The organism is Levilactobacillus yiduensis (assembly GCF_024718525.1).
GTDB lineage: Bacteria > Bacillota > Bacilli > Lactobacillales > Lactobacillaceae > Levilactobacillus > Levilactobacillus yiduensis.
Map to the genome: position 1 here is coordinate 116035 of NZ_JAMXAZ010000004.1, position 13418 is coordinate 129452.

Consider the following 13418-nt stretch of genomic DNA (forward strand, 5'->3'; position numbering starts at 1 on the left):
TTGACGGTGTTGATTTTAATGGCCCTTTTCTTAGTTAAGGGAAATTACACTCTGTTTTTGATAATTGTAATAGCCGTGTATATTTTGCAAAACGCTTTATTTAAAGCGTTCGATAAATGATTATTTAAGTTATCAATCGGCTCAGGAGTCACAGTTAAAATGGTAATTTATTATCCATACATAGTTTACGAATGTGCCAGGCGATGGTGATTACATGACTTACCTATTAAACAAAGTGCCACAACTCCCAGACTTTGCGAAAAAGGACGATCTGGAAACTTATTTACCATAGAATTTTATCAATCGGGACTTGATAACCGCGAAGAACTCAATGTAATAGCCGCTTCAGGCATGGAAGAGATGGCCCATCCTCAAAAGCCGAGGACGGTCCATCTCTTTTTAATTTATATTTCAATACGGTCAGTTATTAGGTGCTTACACTACAGGAACATTTCTAAATTAATGCTGAAACATCGCTACGACCCAACCCAGAGCAACCAACAGCGGAAAAATCATCCACCAATTTTTAGAAAGGAACTCCCAGCCATTCATCGGTCGCTGTCCTTCCGGTAACACACTGTGTGATTCAGCTGATTGGGACTGGGCCATGGTCGTTTGACCACCTACCAACTCGTTGAGATCGACCTGCAGAAGATTCGCCAATTTGACGACCGTATCCAGATCCGGCGTCGTTGTACCCTGTTCCCATTTCGAAATAGACTGTCGCGAAACAAAGAGTTCACGCGCTAGCTGTTCCTGTGACAAATTTTGCTGTCGTCGTAATTTGACGAGCTGCTGACTGAAGACATTTTCCATGCTTCTCATCCCCTTTAATTTAGCTTAATCGTACCCCAGATTTCACAGGCAAACTAGCGAATTGCACCAAACAACCTGCACTTTGCCCGAGCGAGTTGCGCCCGTCACGGTTGCAAAGCAGGTTGCGAGCCTGCCGCTACAGGGATTTTAGACGAAGCACCTCCAATCCAGCTCTGTCTTTACAGCTGACACTGAATTCCAGATTCCACAGTCGTTTTAAACGTATGGCGCGATGCCTAATCAGTTAGTTTTACAAATAAATCGAATAACATAATCCTTTGACTTCCCCACCCGGCTTCGGCATACTAGTGGAAACAACTGAAAATGGGGGAATTTTCATGACAAATCAAGCATTGTTGATCATCGACTATACCAATGATTTTGTAGCGGACCAGGGGAGTTTAACCTGCGGGCAACCAGGACAGGCCTTGGCGCCCAAAATCGTCCAATTGGCCGAGGAAACCCACAAACAGGACGGTTGGGTTCTGTTGCCCACCGACGTGCACACACCCAATGACCCCTACCATCCCGAGACCAAGCTCTTTCCACAACACAACGTTCGCGGCAGCTGGGGTCGGGAACTATTTGGGCCGCTCAAAGACTGGTACGAGACCAACCAAAAAGCTGATGACGTCTGGCAATTCGACAAGACCCGCTACAGTTCCTTTGCCGGCACTGACCTCGATCTACGCCTGCGCGAGCGCCACGTAGACACATTGATTCTGACTGGTGTCTGCACGGACATTTGCGTGCTGCATACGGCCGTGGACGCCTACAACCTGGGCTATCGCCTCATCATCCCCCAAAATGCCGTCGCCAGCTTCGACCCCGCCGGTCACGCTTGGGCATTGAATCACTTCAAGACTTGTTTAGGCGCAAAATTGATTTAACCACATTCTAAAAGAACGGCCACACCAGCATTTTGGCGTGACCGTTTTGTTTACTGTAATTTGGCTGGGCAAGTACACTCAGTCTTTTATTAAGCCAGTGTTTTGGAGATACATACATTGTTTAATCGCAAATAAAGATTGTCGAATTCACAAAGTTATGAGTATAATGGTATCGGTTCCATCTTTAAGAATAACACTTTTAAGGATGGTTTGGTTAATACTTTTTATTGGAGGTTTATTATGAGACATTTTAGTTTATATCGTCATAAGCCAGTGACTGTGGTGGTCACGGCTATGGCTCTTTTGGTGACGCTTGCCGGGTGTGGGTCTAAGTCCTCTTCCGCTGATTCACCACAGAAACTGGTTCGGACGACCAACATCTCTGCCAACTTCGTTATCTCAACATTGGATATTTCTAAGTCCCGCGGGTTCGACCAAGCCGGCAATATGTTTGATAGTTTATTTTATTTGAATAAACAGCATCAGGTCGCACCTGCCCTAGCAACTAAGTCAACTGTCTCTAAAGATGGTAAGACTTACACGTTCAAAATCCGTCAGGGTGCTACTTTCAGCAATGGCGATCCCATCACGGCACAAAGCTTTGTTTATTCTTGGCAACGCTCATTGAAGCCCAGCACGAAGTCTCTGCATCCCTATCTATTTAAGGGGATTAAGAATGCTATGGCCATTAACGCTGGCAAGCTTCCCGTCAGCAAGTTAGGGGCTAAGGCTACCGACGATCACACTTTGGTGGTCACCTTGGATCATCCGATTGCCTACTTTAATAAGTTGATGACTTATCAAGCCTTCTCGCCGCAAGATAAAAAGATTGTCGATAAGTACGGCAAAGACTACGGTACGACGCCAGAAAAAGTCGTCTTTTCTGGTCCATACAACATGACAAATTGGAAGCCACAAGGGACTACCTGGTCATTTGTAAAAAATAACAAGTATTGGGATAAAGACCAAGTCAAAATGCACCGCATCAACATGTTCTTTGAAGCGGATGCCCAGACTAGTCTGAATCTCTATCAAGCCAAAAAACTTGATTTCACCATTCTAACCAGTGATCAGTATCAAAACTTCAAGAACAGTAAGCAACTCTATGCTGGTCCTTACTCTTACATGAATTATTTAATCTACAATCAAGCTTCTACGGATGCCCAGCTGAAAAAAGCTTTCAGTAACGTTAATATCCGCAAGGCCATTTCGCTAACCATCAATCGCAAACAAATCGTGACGGACCTGTTGCACGGTTCTGGGCTCGAACCAACCGGCGTTGTGACACGCTATCTCGGCTATAATGCCAAAAATCAAGACTTTGCAAAACTTCAGGATGGCGGTCAAAGCGTCAAGTACGATACTAAGTTAGCTAAATCCTATTGGAAAAAAGGACTAGCACAACTCAGCATCAATTCACTCAAATTTACCCTGATGACTTCAACCGGTGACACGTCCAGTAAGCTAGCAGAACTGATCAAGGCCAACGCTGAAAAGAACCTTCCTGGCTTGACCATCAAATTGCAAAACGTCCCCGACCAGATTGCCTACCAACGGGCCACTGAAGGCCAATTTGACGCTTATTTAGGTGGCCGCGGTGCTGATATTGCCGACCCTATCGAATTTCTTCAGCCAGTACTTAGTAATAATCCACAAAACTATGGCCGTTGGAAAAATAAGACCTATGATAAGCTAATTGATGACTCTACCACAGATAATCTCAGTGCAACCGGTCGTTGGCAAAAGCTACTCCAGGCCGAAAAGCTCCTGTCTGATCAACAGGCACTAACCCCGTTATATCAAAACTATAATTACTACCTGAAACGCTCCACCTTACACGGCATTACGCACAATACAACTGGTGCCCAGTGGAACTACAAGTACATGTACGTGACCAAGTAGGAGGTTGTATCGTTATGAAAATTACGAGTGTTGATATTTTTCAAGTTAAGTGGAATCGACAATATGGCGCTTGGCATCCAATTGTCATTCGGGTGAATACCGATAGCGGCATCAGTGGCTTCGGTGAGTCAGGCATCTTCTACGGTGACGGTGAATACGGCGCCTTGGGGAGTCTCAAAGATCTCTCCCACCTAATTATCGGCCAGAACCCACAAAATATTGAAAAAATCTGGCAACAATTCTACCAGCGAACCTTCTGGGGAAAAGGTAGTGGAACAACCTTCTACGCCGCCGTTAGTGCGATTGACACAGCGCTCTGGGACATTAAGGGCAAGTCGTTAGGTGTTCCAGTCTATCAGCTATTAGGCGGCCAAACCCGAGAAAGTATTCCCGCGTATGCTAGTCAGTTACAATTTGGCTGGCACCTAGAGACGAAGTATTTGTCACAACCTGATGAATACGCCAAGGTCGCTCAAAAGGCTGTTGCCGAAGGGTATCAGACACTTAAGATTGACCCCTTTATGCTCGATGAACAGGGTCACTTTGGTCAGAAATTGATTGGGTTACAGGACTATGCTGAACTCGCACTCCCTGTTGCTCGGCTAAAAGCCATTCGTGAAGCTGTAGGGCCTAAAATTAATTTGATTGTTGAGTGTCACGCTGGACTTGATGTAAACTCAGCTAAACAATTTCTACCATTGATTGAGCCACTGAACATCTTCTACCTTGAAGAGCCCTGCTCGCCCCTCAGTCCAGAACTCACCAAACAATTGAAGGCAGTCACTACGATGCCCCTTGCAAGTGGCGAGCGGATTACCACCAGGTATGGCTTTCAGCCTTTCATTACCAGTCGTCTTCTGGATGTCATTCAGCCAGACGTAGCTATCTGTGGTGGCATCAGCGAAACCAAGAAAATTTGTGACATGGCTTCAGCATTTGATATTGGCGTACAGCTACACACTTGTGGCACACCAATTGCCACTGCCATGGCATTGCAGGTTGAAGCAGCCGTTCCCAACTGTTTTATTCACGAACAACACGAAATTGCGTTAAAGCCAGATAATCAATGGATTGGTAAGTATTCAGAACAACCAGATCATGGGAAATTCACGTTCTCCAACCGACCAGGTATCGGTCAAGAACTCGGTGATGAAGCCATTCGTGAATCTCGCTGTGAGACAATTAAATAGGACTCTATGAACCCTATGAACAAGCTCGCAAAAATATTTATCCGCTTATTTTTTAATTCCTGCTTGATTCTAACAAAACGGTCACGCCAAAATTCCGGTGTGACCGTTTTGTTTACTATACTTTAGCTGGAATAATCGTTTACCCATTATTTTTTCAAATCAAACAATTTCGTTTTATAAGTCATATCTGGCTGATGCGCAATATTGCTAATCTTAATCGTGTAGGTATGGTTCCGCTTAACTTGACTATCAGCTGGCTGATAATAAACTGTGGTCCCAAACTGGCCGTACGCGTCGCCGCTGATACCCACTTGAGAAACATGAACATTCTTATGACTCGTATTATCCGTAACCTCAACTGTGGGTTTCGCGGCATTTGACCCCAAGTCGTGACCAAATGACACGGACCAAACCGTTCCCGTCGCGGCCTGTTTCGGAAAGACACCCGCTTTAGGGAAGGCCACAGTTGACGGTGTATAGCTGCCATCGTGACTCCCGAAGACCTTCAGATCATTATAGTCATTGGCCTGACCAACGCCAACTTTAGCGATACCACCCAAGACCCACTCCCGATGTCCTGGAACTATGGTCGTCATGTTGTTGCCGTCATTCACGTACCCTAAAATATTATCGTACGGTTTAGCTAATCCCTCGCTCAAATTACTCGAGTTCGTTGCATCGACGCCCCGTTGCCAATCGGTTGTCGACACGAAACTGGGTCTATTGAGACCAACTAATCCGTGAGACAGTCCCTTGTCTGCCGCGGCCAACGTCGCTGCACCATACTGGGCCTCAGTGTTCCAGCTGGCATCGGCCGTCACGCGTGGCAACCCATACATACTCCGGTAAAAGTTAATCGAATCGACTGTTGCGTTCACGTATTTGGCACTCAACTTACCCGGTGTAAAATGGCTCTTCACAGAAGGCTTTTGCGCGTACATCCCCTTGGTGGTATTGGCAATCTGTTTCACTTGCCGGCGGTATGTCGCAATCTGTTTACGCTCGCTAGTGGTGAATGCCTTTTTTTCAGCTGCCTTAGCCTTCTTTGCTTTGGCCTTAGCTTTTTTAACTTTGTTTTTATAAGCTGCGGACCGGTGATCGCTATCCTTTAACTTTTTAACGCGACTCTTGGCAACGTAACCCACTAGGTGGCCGTTCTTTTTAACCAGCTGACGATAGCTGGCGTGCTTTCCGTTGGTGAAATTTAAGGTATACATGGTGTCTGACCAGAAAATTTTTTGTTTGGCTTTGGACTTCTTTTTTAAACTTAGCGACTTGTAAATCGGCCCCTTCGTCACAATATACTGTTTCGCCCACATCGATGACGCCCATTCCAATCCACTGACCTTCGCCTGAGCAGGTGTTGTTCCCCCAATACTACCAACTGCCAGGATGACCAAGCCAGTCGCGATGATTCGCGAATACAATTTCATATTAATGCCTCCAAATGACTATGTATTAAATATTTTGATAACATGATTAATTATACAAATAATTTTGCTGAAAATCTATTGTGTCTCGCCAACGAAAACACCTTGAATTCCACCTTATAGACGTCATGTCAAATACCGTCATCACAAGGATTTCTCTCATTATCCCTATTGTTTTCGCACCCCATCAGCGGTAAAATGGGGCTTGTAAAAAACCGTTATTCAGGCGGTTTATCTGCTAGCAAAACCCACAAGCATCGTATTTTTTGTTGTTTTCCGGTTCTGTGAGCAGTAAAATAATCCTTGTTAGGGCATATATTTAGTTGTATTATACCTTATCAATACATACAAAGGTGGCCAATTTATATGAGAAAGTTTATCGGGAGCCTAGCTGCCCTTAGTTTGGGGCTTTTACTGGGCACTGCTCCCAACGGTTTGGCGTACGCGAAGACGGCGACGTCCAGTGCGACGACGACTAGCAAGACAACTGATGAAAGCGTGTCCAATCAGGAATCCTCTTCTGCGTCATCTGAATCGGAATCTAGTGTGTCGTCTTCATCTTCGTCGACACCCAAACCCAGGCCAACTTACCGTAAAGTCTTGAGCAAGCAGGTCGTCAACTATTACACCAAAATCGGGACCAACCAAAAGCACAACTACAAGGTCTACAAGTCCGGTGGTGCCAAGTCCTCAGCCAAGAACATGAAGGCCATTTCGACTGGCAGAAACTACGCCAACTTGAAGGTCCACATCACCCGCGAAGAAAAAATGAGTGATGGCACTTGGTTGAAATTTACCTACAAGCACACCCAGACCGGCTGGATTCACCGCAATGGCACGGTCAAATCCTATCGCTGGCTGAACATTCCATTGATCGCCCAACGGCCAGAATTGCCGACCGGTTGTGAAATCACGGCGACGACCATGATGCTGCAATACGCCGGCGCCAAGGTCACCAAGATGTCATTGGCCAAGGAAATGCCACGTAGTTCGAACCCGAACAAAGGCTTCGTTGGCAGTCCCTACTCACGCTCTGGCTGGTGGATCTATCCCAAGGGCCTCATGTCGACCGTGAAGAAGCACCTCGGGTCCGCCACGAATATGACCGGCGCCTCATTTAAGAAGATGAAGGGCCAAATCAATCAAGGGCATCCCGTGGTCATCTGGGTGGCAGGCGTTGACGGCTTCGTCAATCACGCCATCACCTTGTCCGGCTACAGCAGTAAGCGGGCCTACTACAACGATCCGTGGACCAAGAAAAAGACCAGCATGACGTTGGCCAATTTACACAATCACCGCAAACATGATGCCTATCGGGCATTGAGTTATTAAATTAAAGGGGAGCGAAAATCATGAAGAAAACCTGGCTATCTGCATTACTCGTCATCGCCGGCCTAGCCAGTGTTGGGGTCACCACCTCCGCACAAGCCAAGACTGACTACTACACCAAGAACCCGGGCATCATCCGGGTCAAGAAGACGGTCGCCTACTACAAGGACGCGGCTAAGAAGCACCATGTGACCACGATTCACAAGGGCCACTACGCCAAGATTTCTAAGGTCGTCACGGTCAAGGGCCACGCACCCGTTTTAAAGACCAACACTGGCAAATACGTCACGGCCAACAAGGCGTTTGTTGCCAAGACCAAGGGCTACCAGAACCCCAAGAAGTATTACCAAGTGAACTACAAACAAATTAAGCCTTACGGTAAGGTCGGCTACACCGTTAAACGCGGCTACGAAGGCATCAAGACCTGGAAAATCATGCGTCGTTTGGGCACGGCCAATGGCTACAACAAGTACAATTCGGCTACGGTCTACGCCGTTAAGAATTTCCAACGCAAACATCATTTGAAAGTCACTGGGACCGTTAACGAAAAGACCTGGGTCAAGTTGGGCTTCTCCAAGTCTAGCTGGACCAGCATCGACTCCTACGTGGCCCCACTGGGTGCGCACGCTTGGAACGGCCGCAAGGAACACGTCGAGGCCATGATCAAGCAGGCCTACAAATACAAGGGCAATCCATACCTGGTTGGCTCTTCTTCCAAGCCAATCTACGGCACAGACTGCTCCGGACTGGTCATGCAGGCACTGTACGCCGGTGGCATCAACCCCAGGCCGGTCAGCGCGATTCACCACGCCTTCCCTGGTAACGAGTGGAACTCCCGCAACCTCTGGGCTAGCAAGAAGTTCCAGCACGTGGCTTACAGTCACAAACGTCGGGGCGACCTGGTCTTCTACTATCAACCAGGCACCCACACCATCTGGCACGTTGCCCTTTACTTAGGCAAGGGCAAGGTCATCGAAAGCTGGCCACCACGCATCATGGTGCAACCGATCAAGAACGGTCAACGCTCTTACGTTGCCGGGATTGCTCGGGTATTCCATTAAGCATTAACAATTCAGCGGTCACCTCAATTGTGGGGTGGCCGCTTTTGTTGTGGCGGTTTTTCTAAAAGTCGCCACATCCCACCTTTCTAAGAAATTCTTATTTAACACTTAGAAAACGACAATAGTTGTGGCCCGAAATTACTTGTAAACTACGGGTAGCATGGCGGTAATCTTCAGCACCGCCACAACATTTAATTTTGATTATTCCTGCCTAGGAGGCTCTTTTCAATGCAAAAAACTGTTGCCCTATCCCCCGCGCTTCCGCCGAAACCGAAGACGCGGTCCTTCTCGTTTAAAGGGTTCTTGCCATTTCTAATTCCCGTACTCGTCGTCGTTGTCTGGCAGCTCAGCAGTAGTCTGGGCTGGCTGTCGACCAATATTTTGCCCTCACCGTGGGCCGTCTTACAGGATGGTGTCAAGCTGACGCAAAGCGGCGAACTGCCAAAGAACATGAGTATCAGCCTGTACCGGGCCACACTGGGTCTGGTCATCGGTGGTGGCCTGGGGTTCATCTTGGGCTTTGTCAACGGGATGTCCAACACCGCCCGCTTGCTGTTTGACTCATCCATCCAAATGGTCCGGAACGTGCCCCATCTGGCGTTGATTCCGCTGATCATCATCTGGCTGGGCATCAATGAATCCGCCAAGATCTCCCTGGTGGCCATCGGGACGATGTTCCCGGTCTACATCAACACATTCAACGGGATTCGCAACGTCGACCCCGACCTGATTGAGATGGGCCAGTCCTACAATTTATCGAAACGCCAACTTTTTCAAAAGATCATCTTCCCCGCAGCGCTGCCCCAAGTGTTGGTCGGCGTGCGTTACGCCTTAGGGGTGATGTGGACCACCTTGATCGTGGCCGAAACCATTTCTGCCAACTCGGGAATCGGCTACATGTCAACCAACGCCGAGGACTTCGTGGACATGGAAACGGTCATCTTGTGTATCGTGATCTACGCCATTCTCGGGAAGATCTCTGACCTGGTCGCCAAGAGTTTTGAAACGCTCTTCCTCGACTGGCAAACGCTGGGAAGGAGCAGTAAATAATGACAACCACAAAACCAGAAATCACCATCGACCACATCGGCAAAGACTACGGCCAAATCACTGCCCTGGGCGACGTGAACTTTAATATCGAACCCGGCGAATTCCTCGCGCTAGTCGGGATGAGTGGTGGCGGGAAAAGTACGCTGCTGCGGATGATTGCTGGATTGGAAGCCCCAACGCGTGGCCACGTGCTGTTCAACCACGAATCCCGCGAAGATTCCGCGGTCGTGATCCGCGTGATGTTCCAAGAAGACCGATTATTGCCGTGGATGACGGTGCTCGACAACCTGTCATTCAAGAGTCACGACGCGACACAACAGGCCGAGGCTAAGAAGCTCTTGCACCTGGTCGACTTGGACGACTTCGCCCAACAATTCCCGAACCAATTGTCTGGTGGGCAAAAGCAACGGGTCGCCTTGGCCCGCGCCTTGATGTCACATCCGCAAGTCTTATTGCTCGATGAACCATTGGGTGCCCTAGACGCCTTGACCCGCCGGAAAATGCAGGACCTGATTCTGCGCATCTGTGAGCAGCAACAGCTCACGACAGTTCTGGTTACCCACGACGTCAACGAAGCTGCCCGCATGGCGGACCGCATCGTGGTCATGAAACACGAGACCAACTACGCCGAGTTCAACGGTCCCACCGACCGCCACGACGCCGGCCAAGTCGGCCTGGTCGCCGAAGACGTGTTGGAAGCTATTTTACACGACAAAGTAGAATCATAAGTTGCGAAAATCCCAGTCACATTGGCATGGTTGCCAGTGGCTGGGATTTTTTCTGGTTACTTAAAAATCGAAATTTCCTGCAACGCCTTCCGCAAATTAATCGCGTCCCACGGCATGTGCTCGGCGATGCTGAAGCCGACGACCTCGGCCTGTTGGCTGACATCGTGCATGACGCGGACGATTTGGCGCAAGGCCATCTGGCCAACCGCAGCCCCGAAATTGTTCACGTCCGTATGGGGTTGTGCGGGTAAGATCGACCGGAAATCAGCGGGCGTTAGCACATCCAAGTCCAGGTGCACTGCCAAGTGCGTGATCTTTTCGGCCGCCAACCAATCAAGGATCGATTGACTATCACTGGCCAAGTCTTCCGGCGTGGCGTAACGAATCCCCAACGTGTCCACCGCCTGATCCATCGGTCGCAACGCACCATGGTCCAAGCCGCCATACATCAACTGTCGTGGTAAGATGGGATGGGCCACGGCCTTACTGAAGTCCGGGTCGCCCTTGCCCAACAGGTTGGCCACAACCATTTCATGCACGTGTTGCGACGTGCTGGGGTCCGAAATATCTGGGTGCACGTCCAGCCACAACACGCCCAGATGCTCACCGTACTTGCCGCTGAGGTAGTCGAAGGGCGCTTCTGAGATGGAGCAGTCACCGCCGGCCGTAATCACGCGGTCCGGCTGTTTGACGTTTAAAATCGACTCGGTTTCCGCCATCTGTTGCAGCAAAACAGGCTTGCCATCCACGCCATCGGTCGCTGTTTGGCTCGCCGCAAGATTCGTTGAGACCGGCACATGGATCGTTTCGGCCTGGTCATCTGGCGGCAAGACAATTGCCAGTAACTGCGCACCAAACAGGTAATCGGGGTTCACGCCCCCTTGCCATTGCGGCAAAATCAAACGGACGGTTCGTTGCTCACTCATCAAAATTCCACCTTTCTGTGAACGACTTAACTAGTCCCAGTTTAGGACAATTCACTTGATTCAGCAAACACTTCGATGCAGTAATCCGTTTGCCCACAGTGCGGACAAGTCAGTCTGCGCGTACGGGGACTGTGACCGGCCCAAAACTCCTGCCAGAAGCGTGGTTTAAAGGTCGTGTGGCAGTGCGGGCAGGTGTAGGCCACCCGTTGGAAATAGTGGTGGCTCAGGCCAGCAGCGACCACAATGGCGATGGCCATCACACCGGCGAAGACCCACCAGTTGCCGGTAACCCAAGCATAGACCAACCCCGCGACTTCTAAAACGTCCATCAGTAAACCACCAATGATCAGTTGCCCATGTACCCGTTTCAACGCTTGTCGATTATTCATCAGTCGATCCATGTCTTTAATGGATTTGAGGGCCACTCCTGCCGCACCGGTTAAGCTCTTCTGAACAGCCGTTACCGTCCGCAATTGTGCCGTCGCTTGGTCCCGGTCATGGGTCAACCGTTTGGCCTGTTCTGCCAGCAGGAGCTCTAGAATTGGTTGCGCGTTATCGCTGGCTAGAATTTTGCGAATTGCCGCCAGCTTCAAGCCCATGCTTTTCAGCAGCAAAATCAGCTTGAGTGTTTCAGCATCCGTCTCGGTGTAAATGCGCCGGCCACCATCAGTCGTAGCCGTTGGCTTCAATACATCTTTTTGATCATAGTACTGAAGCGTTCGCACAGAGACACCGGCGCTTTTCGCAAGTTCGCCCGTCGTGTAAGTTGACATGAATCTCACCTCCTGACTCTAGTTATAGCGGGCGACGCGACGTGATGAGCAAGGATTTTCTCCAATTAAGTTGAAATTATTATATTTTATTTACTGGCCACTTCGGCTGGTTACCTGACAATACACGGTTGACCTCCATCGCAGCATGTAAGGCCATGCGGTCCATTGTCTCATCCGTATTCGATGCAACATGTGGCGTCAAGATAACGTTCTCCAAACTAAATAACGGATTATCTAGTGGCAACGGCTCTTGGGAATAGACATCCAACGCAGCGCCAGCAATCTCACCATCTTTCAATGCTGCTATCAAGGCAGGCTCGTCTACGATGCTTCCTCGTGCTAAGTTCATAAGATAAGCTGAATTCTTCATCATCTTCAACTCATTTGCACCAAATGTTCCTTTCGTCTGGTCATTGGCTGGTAGATGCAAGGAGACAAAATCAGATGACTTTAAGAGTTCTTCTCGTGAAACTAATTTACCATTTTTTACTTCTGAAACAAAGGGATCATAGACCAGAACATTCATCTCTAATCCTTGAACCTTCTTAGCAAACATTTTGCCAATCTTACCATAACCAATAATACCTAGCGTTTTCCCTTCTAGGTCAATTCCCTTATGCGTGGCTTTATAGGAAAAATCACCACTGGCCATATGATTAACATTGTTTTTCAAGTTTTTCGCCAATGCTAGCATCAAACCAGTTGCCGTTTCCGCAACCGAACTAGCATTAGCCAAAGGCGTGTTCGTTACCCATTTTCCGGCCGTTGTTGCAGCTTTTACATCGATATTATCAAATCCAACGCCATGTCGTGCAATAATTTTTAACTTGGGTAATCCGTCAATTATTTCTTTCCCAAACATTGCTGTCCGCAAAACAATACCATCTGCATCTTTCGCTTCCCGCAATATCGTATTTGCATCTGAAGCAGTACCCAAAACCACCTGACAACCATTTTCTTGCAAAAATTTTTTACCTGCACTGGCAATATCTTCTGGTAAATATACAACTTTACTCATACCTTTTCGCGCTTCTTTCTTTTCATATATAGAATGCCACCACCAAAGAATAAGCTATCAAACAGTACGAACCAATCAACTCTATTTCTCTTATCAGCTTCAGTGTATTACATCACAAGGCTATTCAATATATGCAGGTGAACAAGTATTAACAGTCAATGTTGGCGCATTCGTATATCACAATTTTCCGTTCTAGCCTCGATTGAACAAAAAATAACCCAGGAAATATATCTCAATGGCCATGTATTTCCCGGGTTATTAAAAAACGACACCTCCTGGCAAAGAGGTATCGTCCATTTGTTTTT

12 protein-coding genes are annotated in these 13418 nt (G+C 48.2%); 7 read left to right on the forward strand and 5 right to left on the reverse strand.

Features of this window, described 5'->3' with window-relative positions; all coding sequences use genetic code 11:
- Positions 1–459: 459 nt before the first annotated feature.
- Positions 460–816 carry a helix-turn-helix domain-containing protein gene (locus tag NGM66_RS03760; protein WP_208907429.1) on the reverse strand — a complete coding sequence of 119 codons (357 nt, stop codon included), beginning with the start codon at positions 814–816 and terminating at the stop codon, positions 460–462.
- A 338-nt stretch (positions 817–1154) separates the two neighbouring features.
- On the opposite strand from NGM66_RS03760, the gene NGM66_RS03765 reads away from it, so the two are divergent.
- From NGM66_RS03765 to NGM66_RS03775, 3 genes are all read left to right on the forward strand, one after another.
- Entirely contained in the window at positions 1155–1706 is a 552-nt protein-coding gene (locus NGM66_RS03765) for a cysteine hydrolase family protein (protein ID WP_208907428.1), read from the forward strand.
- A gap of 240 nt (positions 1707–1946) precedes the next feature.
- Positions 1947–3608, forward strand: a complete 1662-nt coding sequence (locus tag NGM66_RS03770; protein ID WP_245155283.1) for a peptide ABC transporter substrate-binding protein — start codon at positions 1947–1949, stop codon at positions 3606–3608.
- A 14-nt stretch (positions 3609–3622) separates the two neighbouring features.
- Positions 3623–4798: a mandelate racemase/muconate lactonizing enzyme family protein gene (locus NGM66_RS03775; RefSeq protein ID WP_208907427.1), complete on the forward strand. Its 1176-nt coding sequence runs from the start codon at positions 3623–3625 to the stop codon at positions 4796–4798.
- A 146-nt stretch (positions 4799–4944) separates the two neighbouring features.
- Here NGM66_RS03775 and NGM66_RS03780 read toward each other — a convergent pair whose 3' ends face one another.
- Positions 4945–6231, reverse strand: coding sequence for a CAP domain-containing protein (locus NGM66_RS03780; RefSeq protein ID WP_208907426.1), 1287 nt, complete (start codon positions 6229–6231; stop codon positions 4945–4947).
- A 363-nt stretch (positions 6232–6594) separates the two neighbouring features.
- Between NGM66_RS03780 and NGM66_RS03785 the strand changes: the two genes are divergently transcribed.
- The 4 genes from NGM66_RS03785 to NGM66_RS03800 all read left to right on the forward strand — a co-directional run bounded on the left by NGM66_RS03785 (position 6595) and on the right by NGM66_RS03800 (position 10396).
- Positions 6595–7560 carry a C39 family peptidase gene (locus tag NGM66_RS03785; RefSeq protein ID WP_258115396.1) on the forward strand — a complete coding sequence of 322 codons (966 nt, stop codon included), beginning with the start codon at positions 6595–6597 and terminating at the stop codon, positions 7558–7560.
- Between the two features lie 20 nt (positions 7561–7580).
- A complete protein-coding gene (locus NGM66_RS03790) occupies positions 7581–8618 on the forward strand; it encodes a DUF5776 domain-containing protein (RefSeq protein ID WP_208907424.1) in 1038 nt (345 codons plus the stop codon).
- A gap of 228 nt (positions 8619–8846) precedes the next feature.
- The gene (locus tag NGM66_RS03795) at positions 8847–9668 is read left to right on the forward strand and encodes an ABC transporter permease subunit (protein ID WP_208907423.1); all 822 of its coding nucleotides are present in this window, start codon (positions 8847–8849) and stop codon (positions 9666–9668) included.
- A complete protein-coding gene (locus tag NGM66_RS03800) occupies positions 9668–10396 on the forward strand; it encodes an ABC transporter ATP-binding protein (RefSeq protein WP_208907422.1) in 729 nt (242 codons plus the stop codon). The genes NGM66_RS03795 and NGM66_RS03800 overlap by 1 nt, the downstream gene beginning before the upstream one ends.
- A gap of 56 nt (positions 10397–10452) precedes the next feature.
- Here the strand turns inward: NGM66_RS03800 and NGM66_RS03805 are convergent, their stop codons facing one another.
- The 3 genes from NGM66_RS03805 to NGM66_RS03815 all read right to left on the reverse strand — a co-directional run bounded on the left by NGM66_RS03805 (position 10453) and on the right by NGM66_RS03815 (position 13113).
- Positions 10453–11322 carry an arginase family protein gene (locus NGM66_RS03805; protein WP_208907421.1) on the reverse strand — a complete coding sequence of 290 codons (870 nt, stop codon included), beginning with the start codon at positions 11320–11322 and terminating at the stop codon, positions 10453–10455.
- A gap of 41 nt (positions 11323–11363) precedes the next feature.
- A complete protein-coding gene (locus tag NGM66_RS03810; protein ID WP_208907420.1) occupies positions 11364–12095 on the reverse strand; it encodes a MerR family transcriptional regulator in 732 nt (243 codons plus the stop codon).
- A gap of 79 nt (positions 12096–12174) precedes the next feature.
- Positions 12175–13113 (reverse strand): hydroxyacid dehydrogenase, encoded by a 939-nt coding sequence (locus NGM66_RS03815; RefSeq protein WP_208907419.1) that lies wholly within the window; start codon positions 13111–13113, stop codon positions 12175–12177.
- Between the last annotated feature and the right edge of the window lie 305 nt (positions 13114–13418).